The organism is Rhodanobacter ginsengiterrae, from assembly GCF_050026815.1.
Taxonomy (GTDB): Bacteria; Pseudomonadota; Gammaproteobacteria; order Xanthomonadales; family Rhodanobacteraceae; genus Rhodanobacter; species Rhodanobacter ginsengiterrae.
Window position 1 is genome coordinate 35,899 of sequence record NZ_JALBWO010000049.1, and the last position, 26,310, is coordinate 62,208.

Sequence of the window (26,310 nt, forward strand, 5' to 3'; positions counted from 1 at the left end):
CACTACCCGTTCATTGCAAGGAAACCCCATGTCGTATTTCGATTCCATCGCGCCAGTGCGCTACGAAGGGCCGGACACCGAGCAGTTGCTGGCGTTTCGCCATTACGACGCCGGCCGCCCGGTGCTCGGCAAGACGATGGCCGAGCACCTGCGTTTCGCGGTGTGTTACTGGCACAGCTTCGTCTGGCCCGGGGTCGACATGTTTGGCCAACCCACCTTCGAGCGACCGTGGCAGGCCGCGGGCGAGCCGATGGCGCGTGCGTTGGCCAAGGCCGATGCCGCTTTCGATTTCTTTGCCCGCCTGGGCGCGCCGTTCTACACCTTCCATGACACCGATGTGGCACCCGAAGGCAGCAGCTTGCGCGAGTACGCGGACAACTTCGCGCGGATCGTCGAGGTGCTGGAGGCGAAGCAGGCGCAGACCGGGGTGAAATTGCTGTGGGGCACCGCGAACCTGTTCTCGCATCCCCGCTATGCGGCCGGTGCCGCGACGAATCCGCAACCGGAAGTGTTTGCCTACGCAGCGACCCAGGTCACCCACGCGATGGCCGCCACGCAGCAGCTGGGCGGCGCCAATTATGTCCTGTGGGGCGGCCGCGAAGGCTACGACACCCTGCTCAACACCGACTTGAAGCGCGAGCGCCGTCAGCTCGGTCGTTTCATGAACATGGCGGTCGAGCACAAGTACAAGCTCGGCTTCGACGGCGACATCCTGATCGAGCCGAAGCCGCAGGAGCCGACCAAGCACCAGTATGACTACGACGTGGCCACGGTTGCCGGCTTCCTGAAGGATTTCGGCCTGGAAGGCGAGATCAAGACGAATATCGAAGGCAATCACGCGACCCTGGCCGGGCACTCGTTCCATCATGAGGTGGCCACCGCGATCGCGCTGGGCGTGTTCGGCAGCATCGACGCGAACCGCGGCGACCCGCAGAACGGCTGGGACACCGACCAGTTTCCGAACAGCGTGGAGGAATGCACGCTGGTGCTGTACGAGATCCTCAAGGCTGGCGGCTTCAGCAAGGGAGGCATGAATTTCGATACCAAGGTGCGTCGCCAGAGCAGCAGTCCGGCCGACCTGTTCCATGGCCACATCGGTGCGATGGACGTGCTGGCGTTGGCCTTGCTGCGCGCCGCGGACATGATCGAACACGACCTGCTCGGCGAACTCAAGGCGCGCCGCTACGCCGGCTGGGACGGTGAACTGGGCCAGCGCATCCTGGGAAGTTCCAGCAGTCTGGCCAGCATCAGCGAGGAGGCGCTGGCCCAGGGCTTCGATCCGCACCACATCAGTGGCGAGCAGGAGCGGCTGGAGAACCTGGTCAACCGCTTCGTCCATGGGTGAGCCCATGAGCATGCCTGCCCGCCAGTGCGGGGCACACGCCTGATGTTCATCGGCATCGATCTGGGTACCTCGGGCGTCAAGGCGGTGCTGCTCGACCGTGGCGGTGCATTGCGCGCCAGCGCGCTCGCGCCATTGAGCGTGTCACAGCCGCATCCGCGCTGGTCGGAGCAGGATCCGGAACAGTGGTGGCAGGCCACGCTCACCGCGATGGACCAGCTGTTGCAGCAGGTCGTGCAGCTGGACATGTCCCCGGCGGCGATCGAGGCGATCGGACTCAGCGGGCAGATGCATGGGGCGACCCTGCTCGATGCGCGCGGACAGGTATTGCGCCCGGCGATCCTGTGGAACGACGGTCGCAGCGCCGCCGAGTGCGCCGAGCTGGAAAGCCTGACGAATTTCCGCGTGATCACCGGCAACCTGGCGATGCCGGGGTTTACCGCGCCGAAGCTGTTGTGGTTGCGCCAGCATGAGCCGGAGGTGTTCGCCCGCATCGACAAGGTGCTGCTGCCGAAGGACTACCTGCGCTACCGGCTCAGCGGTGATTTTGCGACCGACCCGTCCGATGCCGCCGGCACGCTGTGGCTGGACGTGGCGCGGCGTGAGTGGAGCCCGGCCATGCTCACGGCTTGCGGTCTGAGCAAGGAGCAGATGCCGACGGTGATCGAAGGCCCGCGGGTGACCGGCCATCTGCGCGGCGAACTGGCGCGTCGCTGGTCGATGGGCGAGGTGGCGATCGCCGCCGGCGCCGGCGACAACGCGGCCGGCGCAATCGGCATGGGCGTGGTGCGGCCGGGTCAGGCGATGCTGTCGCTGGGTACCTCCGGCGTGTTCTTCGCCGTGTCCGATGGTTTCCATGCGCGGCCGCAGCAGGCGGTGCACAGTTTCTGCCACGCACTGCCCGATACCTGGCACCTGATGTCGGTGATGCTCAACGCCGCCAGCTGCCTCGACGTGGCCGCACGCTGGGGTGGCTATGCCGCCATCCGCAGCATGCTCGAGGCGGCTCAGCTCGCCCCGATGGATGTGCAGCGGCCGTGGTTTCTGCCTTACCTCAACGGCGAGCGCACACCGCATAACGACGTGGATGCCGCCGGCACGTTCTACGGCTTGACGTCGGCCACGCGGCGCGAAGACATGGCGCACGCCGTGCTCGAAGGCGTGGGTCTGGGCCTGCTCGACGGCATCGAGGCGGTACGCGCCGCCGGCGTCGATACCGGGCCGATCAGTGTCATCGGCGGCGGCACGCGCAGCATTTACTGGCTGCAGATGCTGGCTGACATCATCGGCAAACCGCTGCAGTTGCACGATGGCGGTGAGGTCGGCCCGGCACTGGGCGCGGCGCGCCTGGCGCGGATGGCGGTGGATGGTGATGCGGACGTAGCGACCGCCTGTCCGCGACCACCCCTGGTGCAGTTGCTGGAACCGTGCAACGGGCGCCACGAGTACTATCTCGAGCAGCGCCAGCCGGTGTTTCGCGAACTCTACCTCCGGCTCAAGGGAATGCGTCGCGATGGCTCCTCGGCCGGTGAAGAGAGCTGCGCAGGATGAGTGCCGTTCACGCTGGTTGCATTGACGGGATGGGGAGGAAAACCTGTCAATGAAGCTGGGTGGAGCTCGCCGAAAACCAGTTGCAACAAGTGCCTGATGCAAGCGCAGCCCCGCAGCACGGGCAGCTGGCCGATCCGGCACGTTGAAGTTGGGCCGAATGTGCCCTTTGGGCAACCTGTCACTACCGACCATCCGTGGCCTGCCGCGCAGGAATCCGGTCAAAGGGGAAACGTCATGAATGTTGCAGTCGCGACGCAGAAGAGCAGCGAAAACACCGGACTCATCGTGCTGATCAGTCTGGTCGCCACGATCGGCGGCTTCCTGTTCGGTTTCGACAGTGGTGTCATCAACGGCACCGTCGAGGGCCTGCAGAAGGCCTTTCACGCAGATTCGTTCGGCACCGGTTTCAACGTCGCCTCGATGCTGCTGGGTTGCGCCGTGGGTGCGTTCTTTGCCGGACGCATGGCCGACATCTATGGCCGCCGCAGCGTGCTGATCCTCGCGGCCGGGTGTTTCATCCTTTCCGGCTGGGGCTCGGGCATCGCCGGCACCTCCACCGCCTTCGTGATCTACCGGATCATCGGTGGCCTGGCGGTGGGCGCCGCCAGCGTGATGTCGCCGGCCTACATCAGCGAAGTGTCGCCGGCGCGTTATCGCGGGCGGCTGGCCACGGTGCAGCAGATCGCGATCATCTCCGGCCTGTTTGCGGCCTTCCTCAGCAACTATGCACTGGCGGGCATCGCCGGGTCATCAGTCAAGCTGCTGTGGTGGGGTTTCGAAGCCTGGCGCTGGATGTTCTGGATCGAGATGATCCCGGCCGTGCTGTTCCTGCTGGCGCTGGCGGGTATCCCCGAGAGCCCGCGCTATCTGGTGGCCAGGGGTCGCAAGGAACAGGCGCTGCAGGTATTGGCTCGCCTCTACGGTGACGCCACCGCGCGGCTCACCTTGACCGACATCCAGGGCTCGCTGGCAGCGGATCACCGCCCGCGACTGCGCGACCTGTTCGATCAGGCTCGCCACCGGATCCGGCCGATCGTCTGGGTCGGCATCGGTCTGGCCACGTTCCAGCAACTGGTCGGCATCAACGTGGTGTTCTATTACGGCGCCGTGCTGTGGCAGGCGGTGGGTTTTTCCGAGAGCGATGCGTTGCTGATCAACGTGCTGTCCGGTGGCTTGAGCATCGGCGCCTGTGTGGTGGCATTGCTGCTGATCGATCGGATCGGGCGCAAGCCGTTGCTGTGGATCGGCTCGGCCGGCATGACGGTGACCCTGGCGGTGGTCGCCGCTGCGTTCGCCACAGCCGGCACCGGAGCCGGCGGCCAGTTGGCCTTGTCCGGGCCGATGGGGGTGCTCGCGCTGGTGGCTGCGAATGCCTACGTGGTGTTCTTCAATGTTTCCTGGGGCCCGGTGATGTGGGTGATGCTGGGCGAGATGTTTCCCAACCAGATCCGTGGCTCCGCGCTCGCCGCCGCCGGTGCGGCGCAATGGATGGCGAACTTCGCCATCACGATCACCTTCCCGATCCTGCTTGCCGGCATCGGCCTGGCTGCCGCCTATGGTATCTACGCCTTCGCCGCGCTGCTGTCGGTGGTCTTCGTGATCAGGTATGTCAGCGAGACCAACGGCAAGGAACTTGAACAGATGCAGGGCTGACAAACATGGAGGCATCCCGTCGTGATGTTTTCAAGATGCTGCTGGTGGGTGCGGCGGCCGCACCGTTATCGCTCAAGGCAGCTGCTGCCGTCGCGTGCGGCGCCGGCCACGGCGCGGCGGCTGGCTGGCGGCCCGGAATCGAGGGGCAGCGGCGCGCCGACCTTGGTGATGGCACCTATCTGAATCCCGTCGTTGCCGGCGACCACCCGGACCCGACCATCCTCAAGGATGGCAACGATTACTACATGACATTCACGCCCTTCCAGGCGTGTCCCGGCCTGGTCATCTGGCATTCCACCGATCTGCTCAACTGGACGCCGTTGACGGCGGCATTGAACAAGCCGCTGGGCAATGTCTTTGCGGTGGACCTGTGCAAATGCCGGGGCAGATATTTCATCTACATCCCTGCAGCGGCCGACGGCGGCGACTGGTCGATCCACGTGATCTGGGCCGAGCACATGGCAGGCCCATGGAGCGACCCGATCGACCTGAAGATCGCCGGCTGCATCGATCCGGGCCATGTCGTGGGCGAGGACGGCAGGCGCTATCTGTTCGTCAACGGCATTCGCATGATCCGGCTCACCGACGACGGCCTGGCCATCGACGGCACGCTCGAACATGCCTATACCCCCTGGCACTATCCGCAGGACTGGGTAGTGGAGGATTTTGCGCCCGAGGGCCCGAAACTGCTTCGCCACGGCGGCTGGTTCCATCTGATCAGTGCCGTCGGCGGCACCGCCGGTCCACCCACCAGCCACATGGTGATTGCGGCGCGATCGCGGTCGGTGCATGGCCCGTGGGAGAACTGCCCGCACAACCCGCTGGTGCGCACGACGTCGGTGGACGAGCCTTGGTGGTCGCGCGGCCATGCCAGCCTGGTCGAAGGGCCGGGCGGTGATTGGTGGATGGTGTATCACGGCTACGAAAACGGCTTCCGCACACTGGGCCGGCAAACCCTGCTGGAGCCGATGGCATGGACCGCCGGTGGCTGGTTCAAGGCCACCGGTGGTGACCTTTCGCGGCCTTTGCCGAAACCGCGCGGCGGCGCCAGCAGCCCGTCGGGGCTGGCACTTTCGGATGACTTCTCCAGCAACAAGTTCGGTGTGCAGTGGAGCCTTCACGATCCCGGCTCGACCGGCATGCAACGGGTGCGTCATGAGGCCGGCGCGCTGCACCTGGCGGCCAGTGGAACCTCGCCCGCGGACAGCTCGCCACTGGTCTGCATACCTGGCGATCGCGCCTATGTCGCGGAAGTCACCCTGGACCTTGTCGGTGATGCCGAAGGTGGCCTGCTGTTGTTCTACAACCCGAAGGCGTTCGTCGGCATTGGATTTTCGCCGTCCGCGCTGAAGACGTTCGAGTATGCCGCGGAGCTGTCGTGGATGCGTTCGCCGGTGTCAACTTCCAGCGTGCGCCTGCGCATGACCAATGACCGCAACGTGATCACATTTCACTATTCGCACGACGGCGGCAGAAGCTGGACCCTTCACGGGCTTCGCATGGAAGTTTCCGGCATCCACCACAATGTGTTCGGGGAGTTCCTCAGCCTGAGGATCGGCATCTACAGCGCGAACAGGGGCAGCATTGTGCTGCGCGACTTCACCTACCGTGCGATCGATCCGGGCTGAGCGCACGGCAGCGGCTGTCGATGAGCGAGGTCAGGCCGCTGGCGACCCGGCCCGGCAGCCGCTTTCCGGTATCGATACCCCATTTTTGCTGGCATGCAGCACAACAGGTTGGCAGCGCTTGCCGCATTCACGGTCGATCGGCGGCGGTTGCGCCGCGCGCTGCGCAGCTGATCACGGCGACAGCCACGTAGCCACGAATTCTCCCTTGTCGCCGCGTGATGGCCACCCGTCGACGCGCCGGCCAGCCGGCTCGCGCGCCCCTGACGGAATCGCGTTGACTCGTCGCAGCGGTTCGAACCGGCGCGCGAAACGACGGGTATCGCCGCTGTTTTGCGGCAAACGCAAAAGAAGAATCGTGAGTCGCGCTGGACAATTTCGTAATTGCGCCTCCGCACCCGCCACCGCAGCATGCAACGCGTAACGCACCGCCGAGACCACATGGCGTGTTTCCTCAAAGAAACGGGTGGTGCGTCCGCCAGAGTCAACCGGGGAATGCCGTTGCAGCGGGAGCCATCGTCGATGCGCTGGCCCGCAGTGAAGGTCCCGCGGTCAGCGAACCATCATCGGGAGGGGCAACAGGTGAACGAGCGATCCGGCAACAAGGTTCGGCAACAGGCGTCCGCGCATCCGCTGCGCACAGGTCTTTCGATGGCCATCGCGTTGAGCATGGCGATGCTCTATCTGCCGGCCCAGGCGTGGGCGCAGCCAGTTCCGGCTGCGGACGTCGGCAGTGGCGGCGTGGCCCAGGCCGGCCAGCCGAAGGCTGCCGACAAGAAGGTCAAGCCGGACAAGAAAAAGGACGTGACCCAACTCGGCGCGGTCGAGGTGACCGGCATCCGCGCATCTGTCGAGAAGGCGCAGGACGTCAAACGCGACGCCGACACCTTCGTTGATTCGGTATCCGCCACGGACATCGGCGCGCTGCCGGACCGCAGCGTCACTGAAACCCTGTCGCGCATTCCCGGCGTCACCATTGACCATTTTCTCTCCCAGGGCGATCCGGAACACTTCTCTGCCGAAGGCAATGGCGTGCAGGTGCGCGGCCTTACGCAGGTGCGCTCCGAATTGAATGGCCGCGACAGTTTCTCCGCCAACGGCGGACGCGCCCTCAGCTTCCAGGACGTGCCGTCGGAATTGATGTCCGGCGTCGACGTCTACAAGAACCAGACGGCCGAGATGATCGAGGGCGGCCTGGGCGGCACGGTGAACCTGCGCACCTTCATGCCCTTCGACTTCCAGGGCCAGAAGATCGCCGCTTCAGTCAGCGAGAACTATGGCGACTTCGTCAAGAAGTACAAGCCGTCCGCCTCGGTGCTCTACAGCAATCGCTGGGACACCAGCATCGGCGAAATGGGCTTCCTCGTCGATCTTGCCGATTCCCGCCTTGCCACGCGCACTGATGGCCTGTTCGTCCGTCCGTTCTTCAAGAACGCAAGCGGCATCTGGTTGCCGCGCGGTGCCGACTGGCGCACCTTGCTTTACGATCGCAAGCGCGATGGTGCCTACCTGGCTTTCCAGTGGCGTCCCAGCAACAATCTCGACTTTTACGCCACCGCGTTCCAGAGCAGGTACCACGAAGTCTGGAACGAAGATGCGATCTTCGTGAGCAACGATCCGACGCAGGTGACGGTGGACGCCAGCCAGCCGAGCCAGATCAATGGCGGCGTGTTCCAGTCAGGTCGCCTCACGCAGAGCGGCGGCATGCCGATGGGCACCGACATCCGCGCATCCAATAGCCACTCCAGGACCACGGACTTCTCCACCGGAATGAAGTGGCGGCTGGGTACGAGTACCGAAGTCACCAGTTCGTTGCAGTTCGTCAGGGCCACCACCAACAGTCTGGATTCCACGGTGTCCCTGGGCACCAATGTGCCCTACATCGACGTCGGCCTGAACGGCACCAAGCCGCCGCACATCGGCGTCGATTCCGATTTCACCGGGAACCCGGCCAATTATTACTGGGGGTTCACCATGGATCACCAGGATCAGAACTATGCGAAAGAACTGGCCTGGCGCGCCGACATTGAACACAGCTTTGCCGACGGGTTCGTGCAGGGGGTGAAGGCAGGCGTTCGTCTGACCAACCGCTATGCCAACAACATCGATACCGGCTACAACTGGATGCCCGTGTTCCAGACCTGGATGCAATATTGGGCAATACCCGGCGGTGCCATGCCCGGCCTGGACTTGAACGGCACGGTCAATAGCAGCCTGGTGCATCTGGATACGTTCAAGAACTTCTACCGGGGCGGCGCCGGGGTACCAGGTGCGTTCTATGCACCGGTACCGTCGACCGCGCTGGGCTACCCGGGCAGCTACGCGGACATCCACGACGCCGCCATTCCGTATTACATCGGCGGCGGCTATGGCGTCCCGTACCGGCCCACGCTACTCGATGCCGCACACACCAATGTTCAGCACGAAAAGACCTACGCGGCGTACGGCATGCTCGACTTCGGGGTGGACGATGCCAATCTGAGCGGCAACGTCGGACTGCGGGCGGTGAGGACCACGAATGCCGCCCAAGGCTTCCTGGTGTATCCCAACCAGGCGCTTGCTCCCTATCTGGGCACGGGCCAGTCCTCGCCCATCAACGCCCGCAACGAGTACACCGATATCCTGCCCAGCTTGAACGTGAAGTGGGAATTCGTTCCGAACGTGATCGCGCGTTTTGCCTTTTCCAAGGCGGTTGCGCGGCCGGACTTCAGCCAGATGCAGGCCTATCAGATTCTCAATGCCGCCGTGCTGTCAGGCTATACGCCGCCGCCCGGCACCACCACCCTGCCGATCGACAAGCTGACCCTGACTGGCACGTCGACCAGCAATCCGTACCTGACGCCGATGAAGGCCAACCAGTTCGATCTGTCGCTGGAGTGGTATTTCGATCAGGACCGCGGCGGCATGGCCTGGGTCAACCTGTTCCACAAGGGGCTGAGCGACTATTTCCGCAATGAGTCGCAGTTCGTGACGTATCCAGGTACCGACGGCAACAACTATCAGTATCTGATCACCCGCCCGGTGAACATAGGCAAGGCGACGATCGATGGCGCGGAAATCGGCTGGAATCAGTTCTTCGATTTCCTGCCGATCAAGGGCTTCGGCATGTCGGCCAACTACACCTACGTCCGGAGCAGGACCCATGTACCGAACGACACGACGGCGGTGCCGGTGGATACGGACGGCTCCGGCTACGGCAGCCTCCCCGCGGATGGCCTGTCGAGGGATTCCCTCAATGTCGCCGGCTTCTACGAGCACGGTCCGTGGCAAATCCGGCTGGCCTACAACTGGCGCAGCCAGTATCTGCTGTCGATCGGCCCGAATGGCTACAACGGTACCGACAACAACATTCCGTGGAAGCTGCCGGTATTCGCCGATGCCTACGGACAACTTGACGGTTCGCTCTTCTACTCGTTCAACGAGCACGTGAAGCTTGGCCTGGAGATGAACAACCTCAACAAGGCCGAACAGCGCACGATCATGTACCAGAATGCATCGGGCAAGCACATCACTTCTTGGTACGTGAACGACACCCGTTATGCGCTGACGCTGCGCGTGGCGTTCTGATCGTGCAGTGCCTGAGCCGTCGATGGGGGTTCCGGCATGGGGCAAGGCATCCGGCGTTGGGTGCCTTGTTGAGCGCCAGAAAGAACTCGCCGCGGTCCGGCATGCTCAGCGCGTAGGCCGGGATGGCGGCAAGGGCGAGAAAGCGTTCTGCGGCATGTCGGGAAACATCGGCGCCATTCTCAAATGATCCTGATGGAAGAGTGCGGGCAGAGCATGAACCGTCGCATGTTCCGACGGTTCACCCGGCACGCAAGAGGGAAGCGCAATGAAGCGATTCATGCTTGGCGTGATCTGCGCGCTGGTGTGCCAGGTGGCTGCCGCATCCGTCGTGGTGAAGGAAATCAGCTACCGGGGCGACGATGGCGGCGCCGTGCCCTCGTCCATGCAATACCGCAATCCGGTATTGACGGGCTTCTACCCCGATCCATCCGTCATCCGGGTCGGTGATGATTTCTACCTGGTCAACTCGACGTTCGGCTACTTTCCCGGGCTTCCCGTCTTTCACAGTCGGGACCTGGTCGACTGGACGCAGCTCGGCAACGCGATCGACCGCCCCGACCAGATCGATTACGGCCACGGCGAATTGACCGGTGGCCTGTTCGCCGCCTCGATCAGCCACCACGGCGACACGTTCTACATCACGAACACCTGCTTCTATTGCGACAAGGGCAATTACCTCGTCACCGCGAAGCATCCCGCCGGGCCGTGGTCGAAGCCCGCCTGGCTGGGATTCGAAGGGATCGATCCTTCGCTGTTCTTCGACCAGGACGGCACCGCGTGGGTGGTGAACAACGGCATGCCTGAAGGCAAGCTTCGCTACGAAGGGCATCGCGCGATCTGGATCCAGCAATTCGACCTGGCCTCGATGAAGATGATCGGGCCGCGCAAGGTGCTGGTGGATGGCGGCGTGAATCCTGCCATCCAACCGCAATATGTCGAGGGCCCGCATCTGTTTCGGCATGGCGGCTACTACTACCTGAGCACCGCCGAGGGTGGCACCGGCGAGCAGCATGCCGAGACGATTTATCGCAGCCGCAAGGTCACCGGTCCTTACGTGCCGGGGGATGGCAATCCGATCCTGACCCAGCGCGACCTCGCACCCGACCGGCCGCATCCGGTGACGTCGACGGGGCGCGCGCAGCTGGTCGAGTTGCGGGACGGCACCTGGTGGGCGGTATTCCTGGGAACGAGACCGTATCGCGGTAACCAGTACAACCTGGGTCGCGAGACCTTTCTGCTGCCGGTGACATGGCGCGATGGCTGGCCGGTGATCCTGCCGCATGGCAAGTCGGTTCCCCTGGTGGAACAGCGACCCGACTTGCCGCGCGCAGCCCAAGCGGTGCCGATGAGCGGGCCTTTCCATTGGACCGAGCGCTTCCGTGCGCCGAGCTTGCCGATGCAGTGGATGACGCTGCACCCCCCACGCACGTCCTGGTATGCCACCGGCAGTGAAGGCCTTCGCATCCAGCCGTCGGCGGTGCCGTTGGGCGACGACACCTCCGCCCAGCCTGCCTATGTCGCGCATCGGCTGCAGCATCACCGGGCCACGATCGATGCCCGCTTCGACGTGCGCGGGATGAAGCTCGGCGAACAGGCGGGACTCGCCGTGTTGCAAAACGAAACCCACTACTATGCGGCGGGCATCGTCCGCCACGAGTCGGGCGACGTGCTGGAGTTGTACAGGCGCGCGAGCCAGCGCGACCCGCTTGCGGGTGTAGCGCTCAGCCATGTCGACTTGCCCGGCAAGACCATCGCTGTCTCCATCCGTTTCAAGGTGGATGGTCCACGCCTGGATGTCTTCTACGCCGTCAACGCAGGCAGCTGGCACGTCCTGCAGCGCGGGCTGGATGCCAGCCTGCTCAGCGCCGCAAGGGCGGGTGGTTTCACCGGCGCCACGTTTGGTCCCTACGCCTGTCTGCAAGCAACGGGCAGCGCCGGCTTGCAGAAGACCCGGGGTCATTGAGCCATGCCGCCGATGAGCCGCATCGGAGCCACGTTGCTCATTTGTTGGCCTTCGGCCTGCGCGCAGGCCAGATCGCGAGCGTGGTGAATTGCCGGACACATCCGTTGATGTCGTGCCCGGGGACACCCGCGATGGGGGTCGCAAACAAGACAGGTTGACCCGGTGGAACGTGCAGCCAGTGGCGGACGTCCGAGGGGCGCAAACGGCAGCCTGTTGCGGCAGGCGCAAAAGAAGAAACGTCAGGCAATCTGGCTGATTTCGTAATTGCATCTGCGCGCCTGCAACCGGAGCATGCAGCTTGCATCGTTCAGATCGCGTGGCGCATTTCAGGACAAGGCAGGGCGCGCGCATGGGCAAGCCATCCCGGGCGCGCGGTAGTCACCCAGGCCGTCGCTGGCGAGCGGAGCGTCGTGCGGAAGCGCTGAGGTCAGCAAAAAGTCGTTGGAGGGGAGTCAAGTGAAGACTGGTTCGGCAACTGCTCGTCAGAACATGCATGCGCACTCATGGCGCTGACGAAATGATGCGCCTGCCAGGCCCGACCGCCATTCTCCGCCGGGTTTCCCGCGGCCTGCTGCTGCTCTGCCTGTTTGCATCAGTGCCAGCCGCTGCGCAGAACGTTTCCTACGCCTGGCACAACGTGCGCATCGGTGGTGGCGGTTACGTCAGCGGGCTGGTGTTTCATCCGACGGAGAAGGGTCTCTACTACGCCCGCACCGACGTCGGCGGCGCCTACCGCTGGGACGCCGCCGCCGCGCACTGGGTGCCGCTGACCGACTGGATCAGCGCGAACGATCACAACCTGATGGGCATCGACAGCCTGGCGCTTGATCCTGCCGACCCCGACTGGCTGTATCTCGCGGCGGGCACCTACACCGTGCCGCAGGCGGGTCATGCCGCGATCCTTCGCTCGCATGATCGCGGCAGGAAGTTCGAGCGATTCGACCTGCCGTTCCCGCTCGGCGGCAACGAGCTGGGCCGCGGCAATGGCGAGCGGTTGGCGGTGGATCCGCACGATGGCGGCATCCTGTTTCTCGGCTCGCGCACCGCGGGGCTGTGGCGCAGCGCCGATCACGCCGCGCACTGGTCGCAGGTGGCCAGCTTTCCGGCGGTGGCGACGTCGCCGGGCGCCACGGCGAGCAACAGCTGGCGGCGACAGCCGATCGGCATCGTGTTCGTGGTATTCGATCCGGCCAGTGGCGCAAAGGGTCGGCCGACGCAGGTCCTTTATGCCGGCGTTTCCACGCGCGCGACCAGCCTGTTCCGTTCGACCGATGGCGGCGCGCACTGGAGCGCGGTGCCCGGTCAGCCGATCGGCCTGCGTCCGAACCACATGACGCGCGGCGCCGATGGCAACTACTACCTGACCTACGGCGACGAGCCAGGGCCGGACCAGATGCACGATGGCGCCGTGTGGAAGTTCAGCCCGACCGATGGGCGCTGGACCGACATCACGCCGATCCCGCGCAACGGCACGCCGAGCGGCTTCGGCTGGGGCGATGTCGCCGTCGACGCGAACGACCCGAACCTCCTGATGGCCACCACGTTCTGCCATTACACGCCCTACGACGAGATTTACCGCAGCACCGATGGCGGCCGGCACTGGGCCGCGGTATTCCCGCGCTCATCGTTCGACCACGCGAATGCGCCGTGGACGCGCGACGCCCATCCACACTGGATGAGCGACATCGCGATCGACCCGTTCGATCCGGATCACGTGCTGTTCGTCACCGGCTACGGCGTGTGGGCCTCGCGCAACATGCGCGCGTTCGATCATGGCGGCACCGTGGACTGGTGGTTCCAGGACAGCGGCCTGGAGGAAACCGTTGCGCTGGGCCTGGCCAGTCCGTCCGCGGGCGCGCATCTGCTCAGCGCGCTCGGCGACCTCGATGGCTTCCGCCATGACGATCTCGACGTCGCACCGCTGCAGTTCACCGCGCCACCGCGTTATGCGAACGCGGAAAGCATCGACGTCGCGGCGCTGGCTCCGCTGCGCGTCGTGCGCAGCGGAATCATTCGCGGCGCGGGCCAGGCAGTGCGCGCTGCCTATTCGCTGGATGGTGCGCAAACGTGGCAGGCGTTCGCCAGCGAACCGGGCGGGCAGGGTGGTGGCAGCATCGCCATCGCTGCCGACGGCAACACCGTGTTGTGGTCTCCGCTGGACGCGGGTACCGCCTACCTCACTCGCGACTGGGGCAAGCACTGGCTTGCTGCCAGCGGCGTGCCCAGGGTGGTTCGGGTGCTGGCCGACCGGGTCGATCCGCAGCGCTTCTATGCGCAGGACCTGGCAGGCGGCGGCCTGTTGGTCAGCCACGACGGCGGCCAGCAGTTCAAGCCGATCGGTGGCGCGCTCGGCCGCATCGCGAAGAAATCGCACCAACCCTGGTATGGCCCGAACACGGTGCAGTTGCATGCCGTGCCGGGGCAGGCTGGCGGATTGTTTCTGGCCAGCAGTTTCGATGGCCTGATCCGCGGCAACGACGAGGGTCACGTGCAGTGGAAGAGCGGCGTGATCCAGGCCGCCGATTCGCTGGGCTTCGGCAAGGCGGCGCCCGACCTGCCCGGTCCGACCCTGTTCCTCGCCGGCAAGCTGGGCGGCCAGAGTGGCCTGTTCCTTTCCATCGACGGTGGCCACCGCTGGCTGCGCATCAACGACGATGCACACCAGTACGGCGGCATCTCCCACGTCACCGGCGACCCGCGGGTGTTCGGCCGGGTGTACTTCGCCGGTCGCGGTCGCGGCGTTTTTTACGGCGATCTGGCCGTGTCCGGGGCCGCTGCCAGCAAGGCTTCCCTACCGAAGGAAACGCCATGAGTCGCGTCCGCAAGGTTTCATCCCTCGTCTGTTTCCTCGTCGCGGCGTTGCTCGCGGCGCCACTGGCTGCGCAGGCACGCATCGAACTCCCGCAGGTGTTCGGCGACGGTGCCGTCGTGCAACGTGACCAGCCGATGCGCATATGGGGCTGGAGCGCACCGGCCGCACACTTGCAGGTGCAGTTCGACCACAGCAAGACGGCTGTCACCGCCGATGCCGAAGGTCGCTGGTCGGTGGTGCTGCCTGCCCACGCGGCCGGCGGTCCGTTCGAACTGAGCGTGCGCAGCGGCAAGGACGAGACGGTGTCGCACGACCTGCTGGTCGGCGATGTGTATCTCGCCTCCGGCCAGTCGAACATGGAGTTCGAGTTGTACAAGGCAGGCAATGCCGCCGCCGCGATTGCACACGCCACTGATGGCGCGATCCGCCAGATCAAGATTCCCGACAGCTGGAGCGTGCGGCCGGTCGAGCACCTGCCGGCCAGTCATTGGGTGGCCGCCTCGCCGGCGACGGCGGGCCAGTTCTCGGCGGTGGCGTATTTCTTCGCCCGCGAGATCCGCGCCGACCAGCACGTGCCGATCGGCATCATCAACGACAACTGGGGTGGCAGCCGGATCGAGCCGTGGATGGACGCCACCACCGCTGGGGTGGCGCCAGAGGCGATCGAAGCGCGCATCCACCGCGAAGACGGCGCGCAGGCGAAGCTGCTGGCAGCGACCCGGCAGGTGCTTGCGCGCTGGCCATCGGTGCTGGGCGTCACCGCGGCCCCATCGGGCCAGGCGCGCTATGCCGCCGCCGATCTCGACGAACACGGCTGGGTGCCGATCGCGGTGCCATCGCTGTGGGAGTCCGCCGGCTACGAAGGCATGGACGGCGTGGCCTGGTATCGCACTCACTTCCAGCTCAGTGCCGCCGAGGCGGCGAAGGGCGTGACGCTGGAGCTGGGCATGATCGACGACTCCGACGTCACCTGGGTCAACGGCCGTTTGGTCGGGCACATCGACGATGGCTGGAATCGCCCGCGGCATTACCGCGTGCCCGCGTCGGCATTGCACGCGGGGCGCAACACGCTGGCGATCCGGGTCGACGACCTGGGCGCCGGTGGCGGCGTGTATGGCGAACCGTCAGACCTGGCGATCCGGCCGGATGGCGGCCGGCGCCGGGCTTTCGCCGGGCCCTGGCTGTTCCGTCCCGAGGCCGTGCGCCTGGTTCCTGTCGAAAACAGGAACCAGATCCCCACCTTGCTCTACAACAAGATGATCCACCCGCTGTTGCCGCTGGCGATCCGCGGGGTGCTCTGGTACCAGGGCGAGGCCAATGCGGCCGACGCGGACGCCTTCGTCTATCGCGACCAGTTCAAGGCGCTGATTCGCCAGTGGCGGCACGATTTCCAGCAGCCGGACCTGCCGTTCCTGTGGGTGCAACTGGCCAACTTCAGGCAGGGCACCGACACCGCCACCACCAGTGGCTGGGCGATGCTGCGCGAGTCGCAGTCCGCCGCGCTGGCGCTGCCGCACACGGCGCAGGCGGTGACCATCGACGTGGGCGACCCGGACACGATCCATCCCACCAACAAGCAGGCCGTTGGCCACCGGCTGGCGCTGGCCGCGCGCCAGGTGATCTATGGCGAGTCGCTGGTGTACAGCGGTCCGCTGTACCGCGCGATGACGGTCGAGGGCCATGCGATCCGGCTGCACTTCGTCACGGCCGGCAGTGCGCTGCGGGTACGCGGCGAGGCGCTGGCGGGCTTCACCATCGCCGGCGCCGACCGGCACTTCCACCCGGCCCGGGCGCGCATCGACGGCGATGACGTGGTGGTGCAGGCGGCCGACGTCGACGCACCCGTCGCGGTGCGCTACGGCTGGAGCGAAAACCCCGCCGACGCCAATCTGCTCAACGCCGCCGGCCTGCCCGCGTCGCCGTTCCGTACCGATACCTGGTGACCAGGACATGCCGATGACCTCCTTGTTCCGCCGCCTGCTGTCCGCGCTGTTTGCCATCGTCCTCGCCGGCAACGGCCTCGCCCATGCCACCACGCCGCTACCGAAGATCGTCAGTGCGCACGGCCGTCACGCGCTGCTGGTGGACGGCAAGCCCTACCTCATCCTCGGCGCCCAGGTGAACAATTCCAGCGCGTGGCCGGCGATGCTGCCGCAGGTGTGGCCGGCGATCGAGGCGATCCACGCCAACACCGTGCAGGTGCCGATCGCGTGGGAGCAGATCGAGCCGGTCGAAGGCAAGTTCGATTTCAGCTTCCTGGATACGCTGGTGAGTCAGGCGCGCGAGCACCACGTGCGACTGGTGCTGCTGTGGTTCGCCAGCTGGAAGAACAACGGCCCGAACTATGCCCCGGCCTGGGTCAAGCTGGACAACCGGCGCTACCCGCGCGTGCTGAAAAAGGACGGCAGCTCGCTCAATTCGCTGTCGCCGTTCGGCGCCAATACGCTGGCCGCCGACCGCGCTGCGTTCGTGGCGCTGATGACGCACCTGCGTCAGCTCGATGGCGAGCGCCACACCGTGATCATGATGCAGGTGGAAAACGAGTCGGGCACCTACGGCACCGACCGCGACTACTCCGCCGCGGGCGACAGTTTGCTGCAGTCGCCGGTGCCGGCGGCGGTGTTGCGCAAGACCGGAAAATCGGCCGGCACGTGGGCGCAGGTGTTTGGCAAGGATGCGGCCGAGTATTCCTTTGCCTGGGCGATTGCGCACTACATCGATCAGGTCGCTGCCGCCGGCAAGGCCGTCTACGACCTGCCGATGTACGCAAACGCGGCCCTGCGCGATCCGCTCGCACCCGGCCCGCCCGGCAGCTATTCGAGCGGCGGCCCCACCGACAACGTGCTCGACATCTGGCGCGCGGCGGCGCCGTCGCTGGACCTGCTGGCGCCGGACATCTACATGCGCGAAGACGCCAAATACAGCGCGGTGCTGCAGCGCTACAGCCGTTCCGACAACCCGCTACTGGTGGGCGAGACCGGCAACGACACTGCCTATGCGCGCTACGTGTTCGCTGCGCTGGGCCACCAGGCGATCGGCTTCTCGCCGTTCGGCATGGATTACACCGGGTATTCGAACTGGCCCTTGGGTGCGCGGGCGATCGACGCGGATACGATCCAGCCGTTCGCCGCCAACTACGCGCTGATCGCACCGATGCAAAGCCTGCTCGCCGGACTGAGCTTCGAGGGCAAGCTGTGGGGTGTTTCCGAGCCGGACGACACGCACGAAGCGACGCTGGACCTGGGTGACTGGCGCGTGCACGTCGGTTACGGCCAGCCGCCGTTCGGCATGGAACCGCCCAAGGGCAATCCGAACAGGCTGGGCGGTGTATTGATCGCCCAGCTTGGCAAGAACGAATACCTGGTCACCGGCTACCACGCGCGGGTCAACTTCATGCCGCCGAAGGGTCACGACGGCGAGCACTTCCTGTTCGAGCGGGTGGAGGAAGGCCATTACGACGCCCATGGCCAATGGCAGTTCCTGCGCGTGTGGAACGGCGACCAGACCGACTACGGACTCAACTTCACCGGCCAGCCGCAGGTATTGCGGGTCAAGCTGGCAACGTACTAGGGGATGTACCGCATGCGCTTCAAACCACTTTGCCTGACCCTGCCGCTCTGCCTCGGCGTGAGCTGCTTCGTGCAGGCCGCCACGCCCGTCTCCACCGACCTGCTCGCGGATTCGCCGGCTATCGAGCACCGCGTCGACGCGATGCTCGCCAAGCTGAGCCTGACCCAGAAAGTCGAGCTGATCGGTGGTGAGGACAACATGTTCATCCGCGCCGAACCATCGATCGGACTGCCCCGCCTGCAGATGTCGGATGGGCCGTTCGGGGTGCGCTCGGTGGGACCGTCGACGGCCTATATGGCCGGTGTCGGGCTGGCCGCTTCGTGGGACCCGGCGCTGGCGCAGCGGGTGGGTGAGGCGATGGGGCGTGATGCGCGCGCCCGCGGGGTGAACTTCTTCCTCGGCCCGGGCGCGAATACCCATCGCGCGCCTCAGAACGGCCGCAACATGGAGTACTACAGCGAGGATCCGTTCCTCGCCGGCAGCATGGCGGTCGGCTTCATCGACGGCATCCAGAGCCAGGGCGTGGTGGCCACGATCAAGCATTTTGTGGCGAACGACTCCGAATACGACCGCCGTCACCTCGACACGATCATCGACGAGCGCACCCTGCACGAGATCTATCTGCGCGCCTTCGAGATGGCGGTGAAGGATGCGCACGTCGGTGCGGTGATGAGCAGCTACAACCTGGTCAACGGCGACTATCTAAGCGAGAACCACCCGATCAGCCACGACATCCTCAAGCAGGACTGGGGCTTCAACGGCATCTTCATGTCCGACTGGGGCGCCGCCCACGACGGCGTCAAGTCGTTCAATGCCGGCCTCGATCTGGAGATGCCCTCGGCCGACGCGATGTCGCCGCAACGGCTGTTGCCGCTGCTGCAGGACGGCAAGTTGTCGCGCGCCGTGCTCGACGACAAGGTGCGCCGCATCCTGCGCACGGCGGTGCGCTTCGGCTTCCTCGACCGCCCGCAGAAGGAACTGTCGCAGCCGTTGTTCAGTCTTGCCAGCGACGCGGTCGCGCTGCAGTCCGCCCGCGAGGGTTTGGTGCTGCTGAAGAACGCACATCACGTGCTGCCGCTGGATGCCTCAACGATCAAAACGATTGCGGTGATCGGACCGAATGCCTTTCCCGCGATCAGCAGCGCCGGCGGCAGTTCGCACGTCGACACGTTCGAGGCGCAAAGCGTGCTCAGCGGCATCACCCATCAGCTCGGCGACAAGGTGCGCGTGCTGTACAGCCGCGGCCTGCCGACACCGGACGAGGTATTCAAGCAGTCGAGCTTCGTCGGCCCGGATGGCGGCAAGGGCCTGCTGCGGCAGACCTTCGCCAACGCCGACTTCCAGGGCAAGCCCAGGGCAAGCTCCACCGACGAACACGTCGACCAGTGGAAGCCGGAGCTGTGGACCACCCCGGCCACCGAGCGGCAGAGCATCCGCTGGAGTGGCAGCTTCGTGCCCAGCCACAGCGGCAAGTATCTGTTCCTCACCGCGGCAGCGAGCCAGGACACCTATCGACTGCTGGTGAATGGCCAGCCGGTGATCAGCCAGCCAAAGCGTGAAGGCCAGGCGCCGTTGTACGTCACCCTCGACCTGGTTGCCGGCAAGCCGGTGTCGCTCCGTCTCGATTACCAGCCGGATGTCAGCTACAGCCGCATGGGCCTGGGCGTGATCGCGCTGGACGAGCTGATTTCGCCGGACGCGAAAAAGATGGCGGCGATGGCGGACGCGGCGGTGGTCGCGGTCGGCTTCGATCCCACCTCCGAGAGCGAGGCGTTCGATCGTACCTTCCAGCTGCCATGGGGCCAGGAGGCGCTGATCGAGGCGGTGGCCGAAGTGAACAAGAAGACCATCGTCACCGTGAACTCCGGCGACGCCTATGCCACCGATGGCTGGCTGGACCAGGTGCCGGCACTGCTGCAGAGCTGGTATCCCGGTCAGGAAGGTGGTCGTGCGATCGCCGAGGTGCTGTTCGGTGCGCACGTGCCGGAAGGCAAGTTGCCGATCAGTTTTGATCGTGAGTGGAAGGACAATCCCACCCATGATTTCTACGATGCACCACCGCATCCCGCCGGCACGAATCCCACCGTGAAATACGGCGAGGGCGTGTTCCTTGGTTATCGCTGGTATACGACGTATCCCGACAAGCCGCAGCCATTGTTCGCGTTCGGCTACGGGCTTTCGTACACGAGCTTCGCCTTCAGCAAGCTCAGCGTGTCGCCGACCTCGACGAAGGTGGGCGACACGGTCACCGTTTCGTTCGACGTGACCAACACCGGCGCGCGTGACGGCGCCGAAGTGGCCCAGGTCTACGTGGGTGATCCTTCGGCGAAGCTGGCCCGGCCCGCGCGCGAGCTGAAGGCGTTCCGCAAGGTGAGGCTGAGGCCGGGTCAGAGCAAGCACATCAGCCTGACCCTGGATCGACGTTCGTTTGCCTACTACGACGTCGCCAGGCATGGCTGGCAGGTCGATCCGGGTCGCTTCACCGTCTATGTCGGTGACGCCTCCAACCACACACCGCTGTCAGCCAGCCTGACGCTGGGAGACCGAATCATGCAACGCACTCACATGAAGATGCTGGCTGCTGGGCTGACCGTCGCGCTGATCTCGGGTTGCAGCAGCCATGCCGATCCCGCCAAGGCCGCCGCGCCGGCCAGTGCCGGTGCCACGAAGGCCGCCTTCCAGCAGATTGCGGATGGGGTGATTGTCGATGTCGCTGGTGCGGCGAAGCAGGTGCGCCTGCAGGTGGTCAGCGGCACGATCATCCACGTGACCGCGATCCCGGCTGGGTCGTTCGATCTGCCCAAAAGCCTGATGGCGGTAAAGACCGGTGGCGATCCGCACTTCAGCGTTAGTACCGAGCCAGGCCATGTGCTGTTGAAGACGGCCGAGCTGACCGCCGACGTGGCGACGGATACCGGGGCGGTGAAATTTCTCGGCAAGGACGGCAAGCTGATTCTCGCCGAGCAGCCGAAGGGACGTAGCTTCACCCCGGTGACCGTGCAGAAACAGTCGTTCTACGCGGTGCGTCAGAAATTTGCCTCACCCGACGATGAGGCGTTCTACGGTCTGGGCCAGCACCAGAACGGCACCATGAACTACAAGGGCAAGGACGTCGAGCTGGCCCAGCACAACATGGACATCGGCATTCCGTTCGTGGTCTCCAGCCGCAACTACGGCCTGCTGTGGGACAACAACTCGATCACCCGTTTCGGCGATCCGCGTCCGTACCAGATGATCGACCAGCAGCTGAAGCTGTTCGATGCCGACGGCAAGCCCGGCGGCTTCACCGCGAGCTACTACGTTGACGGCAAGCTCAAGCTCAGTCGCGACGAGTCCGCGGTCAATTACCAGTACATCAGGGATCTCAAGCGCTGGCCCGCGCAGCTCACCGATGCCAAGGGCATCACCGGCGGTCCGGGCCAGACGGTGGAGTGGAAGGGTTCGGTGGCATCCGACGTGGCCGGCCTGCACAAGTTCCGGCTATATGTGAGCGGGTATTTCAAGTTGTATGTCGACGGCAAGCTGGTGCTGGATGACTGGCGGCAGAACTGGAACCCCTGGTACCGCGACTTCTTCGTGCCGATGAAGCCCGGCGAGAAGCACGCGATCCGCATCGACTGGACGCCGCAGTCGGGCTACATCGCGCTCGATCATCAGGACCCGCTGCCGGCCGCCGAGCAGAACGAACTGTCGCTGTCATCCGAGCTGGGCCACGCCGTCGACTACTACTTCATCGACGGCACCCATCTGGACGACGTCATCGCCGGCTATCGCGAGGTCACCGGCAAGGCGGTGCTGCTGCCGCGCTGGGCCTACGGGTTCTGGCAGAGCCGTGATCACTATGAAACCCAGGCGCAGCTGCTCGGCGTGCTGAAGCGCTATCGCGAGCTCAAGCTGCCGCTGGACAACATCGTGCAGGACTGGCGCTACTGGAAGGACGACGCCTGGGGCTCGCACCGGTTCGACAAATCGCGCTATCCCGACCCGAAGGCGATGATCGACCAGGTGCATGCCGAGCACGCGAACCTGATGATCTCGGTGTGGCCGAAGTTCTACCCGACCACGAAGAATTACCAGGAGCTCGATGCGAAGGGCGCGATGTACCGGCGCAATGTCGAGCTCGGCACCAGGGACTGGGTCGGCCCGGGCTACCTCAATTCGTTCTACGACCCGTATTCCGAAGCCGGGCGCCAGATCTACTGGCGGCAGATCCGCGAGAACCTGGCTGACCTCGGCATCGATGCATGGTGGATGGACGCCACCGAGCCGGACATCACCTCCAACACCAGCATCGCCGAGCGCAAGCTGCTGATGGGGCCGACCGCGATGGGCCCCGGCGCGGCGTTCTTCAACTCCTATTCGCTGATGACCACCGGCGCGGTCTACCAGGGCAGCCGCCAGAGTTACCCGGACAAGCGCGTGTTCATTCTCACCCGCTCGATGTTCGCCGGCGAGCAGCGCAACGCGGCAGCGGGCTGGAGCGGCGACGTGGTGGCGCGCTGGAGCAACCTGCGCGACCAGATCTCCGCCGGCATCAATTTCTCGCTGTCCGGCGTGCCGAACTGGACCACCGATATTGGTGGTTACGCCCTCGAAGACCGCTACATGAAACCGGCCGCGAAAGACCTGAAGGAGTGGCGCGAACTCAACCTGCGCTGGTTCCAGTTCGGCAGCTTCATGCCGTTGTTCCGCTCGCACGGGCAGGGCGTCAATCGCGAGATCTACAACCTCGCTCCGGTCGATTCGGAGGTCTACAACGCGCTGGCGTGGTACGACAAGTTGCGCTATCGCCTGCTGCCCTACATCTACACGCTGGCGTCCAACACGTACTTCAAGGACGGCACGATCATGCGCGGCCTGGTGATGGACTTCCCGAACGACGCGAAGGTGCGCGAGATCGACGACGAGTACCTGTTCGGCCCGGCCTTCCTGGTGGCGCCGGTGACCACCTACCAGGCACGCAGCCGCGCGGTCTACCTGCCGGCTGGCACCGCCTGGTACGACTTCTACACCGGCCAGCGCCACGACGGCGGCAACACGATCCAGGCCGACGCACCGCTGGCGCGAATGCCGCTGTTCGTGCGCGCCGGTGCGATCGTGCCCACCGGTCCGGCGATCCAGTACAGCAACGAAAAGCCCGATGCGCCAATCACCCTGATCATCTACACCGGTGCCGATGGCAAGTTCTCGCTGTATGACGACCAGGGCACCACCTACGACTACGAACACGGCGCGTATGCGCGCATCCCGCTCGGCTACAACGATGCCAGCGGCACGCTGACCATCGGCCCGCGCGAGGGCAGCTATCCGGGCATGCCGGCGCACCGTCGCTTCGACATCCGCTGGATCTCCGGGCCCACGCCGACCGCCACCGATTTCGACGCCGCACCCGCGCAAAGCGTCGACTACAGCGGCGCGGCGATTACCGTGCACAGGGACAAGCCGGTTCGATGAACGACAGCGCAGCACAACCGGAATTGATCGGCCTGGACTGGGGTACAACCAGCCTGCGCGCCTACCTGCTCGACGAGCAGGGCGGCATGCTGGAAACGCGTGCGCGCGGCTGGGGTATCCGCCGCCTGCCGCCGGGCGGTTCCGATGCGGCCGGCGTCAATACGGCCGGCTTCAATACAGCATTGGATGATGTGCTGGCCGGTTGGCCGGTGTGCCCGCTGCTGGCTTCGGGCATGGTCGGCAGCCGCGATGGGTGGCGCGAGGTTCCATACGTCGACCTGCCTGCCAGCCTCGACGCGGTGGCGCGTGCGTTGAGTCATGTCGACAGCGCCAGCGGCCGGCGAGTGCACCTGATTCCGGGGCTGCGCCACCGCGCCAGCGCCGACGTGATGCGTGGCGAAGAGACCGAGATTTTCGGCGCGCTCGCCTTGCAGCCGGCACTGGCGGCGCGCTCGGCGCTGCTGCTGCCGGGTACCCACAGCAAGTGGGTCAGCGTACGCAACGGCCGCGTGGTGGATTTCGCCACCAGCATGACCGGCGAGCTGTACGCGGCGGTGCGTCACCACACCATCCTCGGTGCCGGCCTCGGTGCGGAAGATCCGCCGGTCGACCACGAGGCGTTCCTGCGCGGCGTGGTGGCTGCACGCGACAGCGGCGCAGCCGGGGCGTTGAGCCGGTTGTTCTCCGCCCGTGCGTTGATGCTGGCCGGACGGCTCGCGCAACTGGCGGTGCCCGACTATCTGTCCGGTCTGCTGATCGGCGAGGAGTTGCGTGCGGCGCTCGCGGCCGGCTGGATCGATTCCGCCACACCGCTGCAGCTGATCGGCAACGCGCCGCTGTGCCGTCGTTACGCTGCCGCGGCAAGCTGCTTCGAACTGGGGATGGCGCTGCCGCCGCCGGGCGCTGCCGCGCTGGGCCTGTGGCAGATCGCGCGCAGCGCCGGAATCACCGCAGCTGCGTTGCCGCATCCACGCGTGAATGGAGCCAACTCGTGATCGATCGGTGGCTGCAACCGTTGCCGCTCATCGCGATCCTGCGCGGGCTGACACCGGGCGAGGCGGTCGCCATCGGCACGGCGATCGCCGACGCCGGCTTCCGCATCCTGGAGGTACCGCTCAATTCGCCCGATCCGCTGGCCAGCATCCGCCTGTTGCAGCAGCACCTGGGCGAGCGCTGCCTGATCGGTGCCGGCACCGTGATGACCCCCGTGCAGGTCGACGAGGTCGCCGCCGCCGGTGGCCGCCTGATCGTGATGCCGCACGCCGACACTGCGGTGATCGCCGCCGCCAGGCGTGCCGGCCTGCTGTGCACACCCGGCGTGGCCACGCCGACCGAGGCGTTCGCCGCGCTGGCGGCTGGCGCCGATGCGCTGAAGATGTTTCCCGCCGAGCAGTTGGGCCCGGCCGTGATCAAGGCCTGGTGCGCGGTGCTGCCGCCGGGACTGGCATTGCTGCCGGTGGGCGGCGTCACGCCGGACAACATGGGGCCGTACGTGACGGCCGGTGCCAGCGGCTTCGGCATTGGCTCGGCGCTGTACGCGCCCGGTCGCGCGGTCGCCGAAGTGGCCAGCCGCGCGCGCGCGTTCGCGCAGGCGTGGGCGGCGTTGCAGGCGCGAGGCACGCCATGAAGATCACCGCACTGACCACCTTCCTGTTGCCACCGCGCTGGCTGTTCCTGCGCATCGACACCGACGCCGGCGTCAGCGGCTGGGGCGAGCCGGTGATCGAGGGCCACGCGCATACGGTGGCCGCCGCCGTCGATGAACTGGCCGATTATCTGGTCGGCAAGGACCCGCGCCACATCGAGGACCATTGGAACGTGATGTATCGCGGCGCCTTCTACCGCGGCGGTCCGATCCTGATGAGCGCGATCGCCGGCATCGACCAGGCGCTGTGGGACATCAAGGGCAAAGATTTGAACGTGCCGGTGCACGCGCTGCTGGGTGGGCCGGTGCGCGAGCGCATCCGCATCTATTCGTGGATCGGCGGTGATCGCCCGGCGGATACCGCGCAGGCCGCCAGCGACGCGGTGGCGCGCGGCTTCACCGCGATCAAGATGAATGCCAGCGAGGAACTGCAGTACGTCGACAGTCACGCGAAGGTCGAGCGCGTGCTGGAGAACGTGCAGGCGGTGCGCGATGCGGTCGGTCAGCACATCGGCCTGGGTCTGGATTTCCATGGTCGCGTGCACAAGCCAATGGCCAAGGTGCTGATGCGCGAGCTGGCCCCGTACAAGTTGATGTTCATCGAGGAGCCGGTGCTGTCCGAGCACCTGGAATGCCTGCCCGAACTGGCCGCGATCTCGCCGGCACCGATTGCGCTGGGCGAGCGCCTGTATTCGCGCTACGACTTCAAGCGCGTGCTGCAGATCGGCGGTGTCGACATCATCCAGCCCGATCCCTCGCACGCCGGCGGCATCACCGAGACACGCAAGATCGCGGCGATGGCCGAGGCGTACGACGTGGCGCTGGCGCTGCATTGCCCGCTCGGCCCGATCGCACTGGCGGCCAACCTGCAACTGGACGCGGTCTGCCACAACGCGTTCATCCAGGAGCAGAGTCTGGGCATCCATTACAACGCCGCCAACGACCTGCTTGATTACGTCAGCGACCGCAGCGTGTTCGCCTACGAGGAAGGTTTCGTGCGCATTCCGGATGGCCCGGGCCTGGGCATCACGGTGAACCAGGCTTACGTCGACGAGCGGGCTGCCGTCGGCCATCGCTGGCGCAATCCGCTGTGGCGGCACGACGACGGCAGCGTGGCGGAGTGGTGAG

General features: G+C 65.6%; 13 protein-coding genes. All 13 read left to right on the plus strand.

Annotated features, from left to right (window positions below):
- The first annotated feature begins 28 nt into the window (after positions 1–28).
- The 13 genes from xylA to dgoD all read left to right on the plus strand — a co-directional run bounded on the left by xylA (position 29) and on the right by dgoD (position 26,309).
- On the plus strand, positions 29–1,345 hold the full coding sequence (gene xylA / locus ACQGNJ_RS05935) for a xylose isomerase (RefSeq protein ID WP_426688317.1): 1,317 nt from the start codon (positions 29–31) through the stop codon (positions 1,343–1,345).
- Between the two features lie 42 nt (positions 1,346–1,387).
- Complete coding sequence (gene xylB, locus ACQGNJ_RS05940; RefSeq protein ID WP_426688318.1) at positions 1,388–2,893, plus strand: xylulokinase; 1,506 nt, start codon at positions 1,388–1,390, stop codon at positions 2,891–2,893.
- A gap of 234 nt (positions 2,894–3,127) precedes the next feature.
- Entirely contained in the window at positions 3,128–4,546 is a 1,419-nt protein-coding gene (locus tag ACQGNJ_RS05945) for a sugar porter family MFS transporter (RefSeq protein WP_426688319.1), read from the plus strand.
- Between the two features lie 5 nt (positions 4,547–4,551).
- Positions 4,552–6,174: a family 43 glycosylhydrolase gene (locus ACQGNJ_RS05950; RefSeq protein ID WP_426688320.1), complete on the plus strand. Its 1,623-nt coding sequence runs from the start codon at positions 4,552–4,554 to the stop codon at positions 6,172–6,174.
- A 648-nt stretch (positions 6,175–6,822) separates the two neighbouring features.
- Complete coding sequence (locus ACQGNJ_RS05955; protein WP_426688394.1) at positions 6,823–9,738, plus strand: TonB-dependent receptor; 2,916 nt, start codon at positions 6,823–6,825, stop codon at positions 9,736–9,738.
- A 277-nt stretch (positions 9,739–10,015) separates the two neighbouring features.
- Positions 10,016–11,701 (plus strand): glycoside hydrolase family 43 protein, encoded by a 1,686-nt coding sequence (locus ACQGNJ_RS05960; RefSeq protein ID WP_426688395.1) that lies wholly within the window; start codon positions 10,016–10,018, stop codon positions 11,699–11,701.
- 517 nt (positions 11,702–12,218) lie between these two features.
- Entirely contained in the window at positions 12,219–14,513 is a 2,295-nt protein-coding gene (locus ACQGNJ_RS05965; RefSeq protein ID WP_426688321.1) for a WD40/YVTN/BNR-like repeat-containing protein, read from the plus strand.
- A complete protein-coding gene (locus tag ACQGNJ_RS05970) occupies positions 14,510–16,456 on the plus strand; it encodes a sialate O-acetylesterase (protein WP_426688322.1) in 1,947 nt (648 codons plus the stop codon). The genes ACQGNJ_RS05965 and ACQGNJ_RS05970 overlap by 4 nt, the downstream gene beginning before the upstream one ends.
- A 13-nt stretch (positions 16,457–16,469) precedes the next feature.
- Positions 16,470–18,083, plus strand: coding sequence for a GH35 family beta-galactosidase (locus tag ACQGNJ_RS05975; RefSeq protein ID WP_426688323.1), 1,614 nt, complete (start codon positions 16,470–16,472; stop codon positions 18,081–18,083).
- Between the two features lie 12 nt (positions 18,084–18,095).
- On the plus strand, positions 18,096–23,537 hold the full coding sequence (locus tag ACQGNJ_RS05980) for a TIM-barrel domain-containing protein (RefSeq protein WP_426688324.1): 5,442 nt from the start codon (positions 18,096–18,098) through the stop codon (positions 23,535–23,537).
- Positions 23,534–24,532, plus strand: a complete 999-nt coding sequence (locus ACQGNJ_RS05985; protein WP_426688325.1) for a 2-dehydro-3-deoxygalactonokinase — start codon at positions 23,534–23,536, stop codon at positions 24,530–24,532. Before ACQGNJ_RS05980 ends, ACQGNJ_RS05985 begins: the two co-directional genes overlap by 4 nt.
- Entirely contained in the window at positions 24,529–25,164 is a 636-nt protein-coding gene (locus ACQGNJ_RS05990) for a 2-dehydro-3-deoxy-6-phosphogalactonate aldolase (RefSeq protein ID WP_426688326.1), read from the plus strand. The genes ACQGNJ_RS05985 and ACQGNJ_RS05990 overlap by 4 nt, the downstream gene beginning before the upstream one ends.
- The gene (gene dgoD / locus ACQGNJ_RS05995) at positions 25,161–26,309 is read left to right on the plus strand and encodes a galactonate dehydratase (RefSeq protein WP_426688327.1); all 1,149 of its coding nucleotides are present in this window, start codon (positions 25,161–25,163) and stop codon (positions 26,307–26,309) included. Before ACQGNJ_RS05990 ends, dgoD begins: the two co-directional genes overlap by 4 nt.
- Position 26,310: the final 1 nt, after the last annotated feature.